The 3,199-nt window shown below is 72.7% G+C and carries 3 protein-coding genes; all 3 read left to right on the top strand.

Features of this window, described 5'->3' with window-relative positions; translation table 11 throughout:
- Nucleotides 1-408: hypothetical protein (locus SALPAC6_RS0124555; RefSeq protein ID WP_026190054.1), on the top strand; the 408-nt coding region annotated here is incomplete at its 5' end.
- Nucleotides 405-1,778, top strand: a complete 1,374-nt coding sequence (locus tag SALPAC6_RS0124550; RefSeq protein ID WP_018255954.1) for a hypothetical protein — start codon at nt 405-407, stop codon at nt 1,776-1,778. The genes SALPAC6_RS0124555 and SALPAC6_RS0124550, both read left to right, overlap by 4 nt.
- A 90-nt stretch (nt 1,779-1,868) precedes the next feature.
- Nucleotides 1,869-3,199 (top strand): type IV secretory system conjugative DNA transfer family protein (locus SALPAC6_RS0124545; protein WP_018255953.1); only part of this gene is annotated, 1,331 nt, incomplete at its 3' end.

Here is a 3,199-nt window from a genome sequence, read left to right as displayed (position 1 = left end):
ATCGCCTTGTCGGTGTTCTTTCACTTCACTCCCCGGCTGCGGGTGATGGTCGCTCTGGGAGTCGGCGGGCTGCTCGCTGGCGTCGTGGTTACCCAGGTCAACCAGTGGCTGGCCGCGGCGATCGGCGCGGTCGCCGCTCCGATCGGTGACTGGATCGGCCAGCCCACCAGTGACGTAGCCGTGGCCATTCCGACCGCGCTCGGGCTGGCGCTCGGGATCGTCGTGGCCGTTCACCTGCGCGGCAAGGGCGCCAGCGGGGGCGGTAAGGCCGGTAAGGGCGGCGCGTTCGGCAAGGGCGGCGGTGGCGGTGGTAAGGCCACGTTGGCGCACGTCGCGCTGGGATGCGCGCTGCTGCTGCCGATGATCGTCGGCGGCCTAGGCGCAACGATCCGGGACGTGATCCGATGATCTTCTTCGACATCCTGGTGTACCTGGCGGTGGCTCGGATCGCCGTGCTGCTGTTCGAAGACGCCGCGTGGGCAGCACGAGGCAAACAGTCCCCGCGCCGGCAGGCCCGCGCCCGCCAGCAGGCCGCCGGCGGTCAGGCCGACAGGGCGAGCGGGTCGGCTGGACGGGCGGGCGTGGTCGCTGCCGCGGACGGTTACGTGGCGGGGCTGATCGAGGACGCCACTGATCGGGCGCGGGCCCGCCGGCGCCGCGCGGTGGCCCGCAAACGCGGCAGCCGCGCCGTTGACGGTGTCGCGACCGACGTTGACGAGGCCGGCCGCTGGTACGCCGACTGCGACATATGCGGGTGGTCCTCCCGGCCGTTCCGGATCGAGGCCAACGCCCAGGGGGCCGGCCGGGAGCACACCCGCACCGAGCACCCCGACCGGTACACCGGCCAACCCGCCGAGGCCGAGGAGGGCCAGGTCGACGAGGCCGTTGTGGAGTCCGAGCAGCCGCTGGGCCGGCCGGCGCTGCGGGTCATCCCCGGTGGTGCCCAGGACGCCCAGGACACCCGGGAGGTGCAGGGCGATCCGGATCCGGATGAGCCGTCGTCGGTGGTGCACGACGACGCGCATCCCTACTGCCTGCAGCCGTGTGGCCCCACCTGCACCGCACCCCGCCCCCAGCCGCGGTTCGGGTGGCGGTGCCGGGTGTGCGGTCAGGGTGACTCCTCGTTCACGTCGATGCCGGCCGCGCAGGCGGCGGGTAACCGGCACACCTGCCCGCAACCTGCTACCGAGCCTGTTGCGGATGACCCGCATCCCGATGACGAGATGGAGATGGTCGGGGCGCCCGCCACCGGGGCGGCTGGCGAGTGCGCCTACTGCGAGCCCGCCCGCGAGGGCGTGCCTGAGCGGTGGTGCGACAACCTGACCGCCGGTCCGGACAGCCCGTTCTGCGATGCGCATGAGACCTCCGGCGATGACGCCGGATCTGTGCACCACCCGACCGCCGTCGGGGCGGCCGGTATCACCGAGCACCTGAGGGAGTTGACCGTGAATCTGGAAGCTACTGGTCCCGAGGAGATCCGCGCCGCGTTCACCCAGGCCGCGGAGGCGGCGGGGGAGCGGGCTGAGGAGGTCGCCGGCGTCGCCGGTGTGCTGACCGAGGCCGCTGACCGCTATGAGGGTCTGCAGATGGCCGTGTCCACGGTGGGGCATCTGCGTGACGCCGCGGAGGCGTTCGCTGCCGCGCAGGCGGCGCTGAACACCGCCCAGGAGGAGCTGCAGGCCGCCCTGGGCGACTTCAACAGCAAGGACGGCGCGGTCGCCGAGGTTGTGGCCGACGCCGGAGGCAACGTCGCCAGCAAGGAAGTCCTGGTCGGCTGACCCGGCCCCGGGCCCCGGGGCGCGCACCGCCCCGGGGCCCATCCCCTGCCAGATACCCCTGCCCACACCCGGCTTTTGAGGAGAACAGCGATGGCGACCAGGACTGTGGATGAGATCCGCGCGGACCGGCTGGCCGCTCTGGTCCGGGCCCTGAGCGCAGTGGTCACGGTGGCCGCCTACGCGGTGGCCACGGTGCTGCGTCGCAGCTGGCGGCGGCTCCTGCCGTTCTACTGGGTCGCCGCCAGCTGCGCGTTGTCCTGGGTGTCGGGGCCTTTGGGCCTGTCGTGGCAGACCGTCGCGCTGCTGACCCTGGCGATCGCGGCGACCGCGGCCGGGTGGCGGGCCCACTCCCGCACCGTGCGGGCATACCGGGCCGCGATCGCGGTGGTGCTCGGCGGCGCGGCGGTGGCGACGGTCGCCGCGGGCGGCCCGGCCGCTCTGGCCGCGCACCCGACGCTGACCATCGCGGTGCCGACGTTGGCGGGTGTGGTGTTGGGCTGGCCGTGGTGGCACCACCTGCGGCAACGGCCGACACCGGAGCCGGTCCTGGAGCCGACGGCTGTTGAGTCGCCGGTGGCCGATGAGTTGACCGTGCGGTGGCAGCGGCGGTGGCAGGACGAGATCGTCGGGCAGGGCGTGTGCGCCGGCACCACCTTGGTCAAAGCGGTCGAGCCGCGGCCAGGGGTCACTGAGGCGCTGATCCGCCTGGCCCCGAACACGCGGCCAGGCCCGTTGATGAAGTCCGGCCCGGACGTGGAAGTGGCCCTGGACCTGGACGAGGGTGCGGTCGGCTGGCGCCCCACCGGGAAGACGGCGCGGCTGCGGGTCATCCTCGTCGAGCAGTCGGCCATCACGGGTGGGGTGCCGTGGAACGGCCCCACCTACAACGCTGGCCGGTTCGAGATCGCCCGGTTCAGCGACGGATCGGCCGGCGGGTGGGTGGTGTCGCGGCCGAACTTCGGGGTCCTCGGTGGCCTGGTCGTCGGCTCGTCCGGATCGGGCAAGTCCCGCGCCCTGGGTGTGTTGATCGCGAACCTGCTCGCCGGCGGTGTGCAGGTCGCCGTCGGCGATCCGCAGAACGGACAGTCGCTGCCGGCGTGGAAAGGCACGGTGGAGTACCACTCGGGGGTGGAGGCGACCGGGCTGCTGACCCGCCGTTTCCACGCCGAGGTGATGCGCCGATCGCAGCTGCTGGCTGACGCCGGCGTCGATGCCTTCGACGCCGACGATCCGCGAGTGCGCGCACTGGGGCTGCTTCCCCTCGTTGTGGTCATCGACGAGTGCCAGTTGCTGCTGGTGCCGAACACGGCGATCGTGGCGCTGGCGGTGCAAGCCGCCGAGACGATGCGGAAAACGGGCTGCGGTCTTGTGTTGGCCACCCAGCTGCCGCAGCTGCGTGCCCTGGGCGGGTCGCAGCCGTT

This window comes from Salinispora mooreana, assembly GCF_000379065.1.
In the GTDB taxonomy this organism is placed as follows: domain Bacteria; phylum Actinomycetota; class Actinomycetes; order Mycobacteriales; family Micromonosporaceae; genus Micromonospora; species Micromonospora mooreana.
The sequence above is the reverse complement of the archived record's forward strand: the minus strand, read 5'-3'. Positions and strand labels throughout refer to the sequence as shown.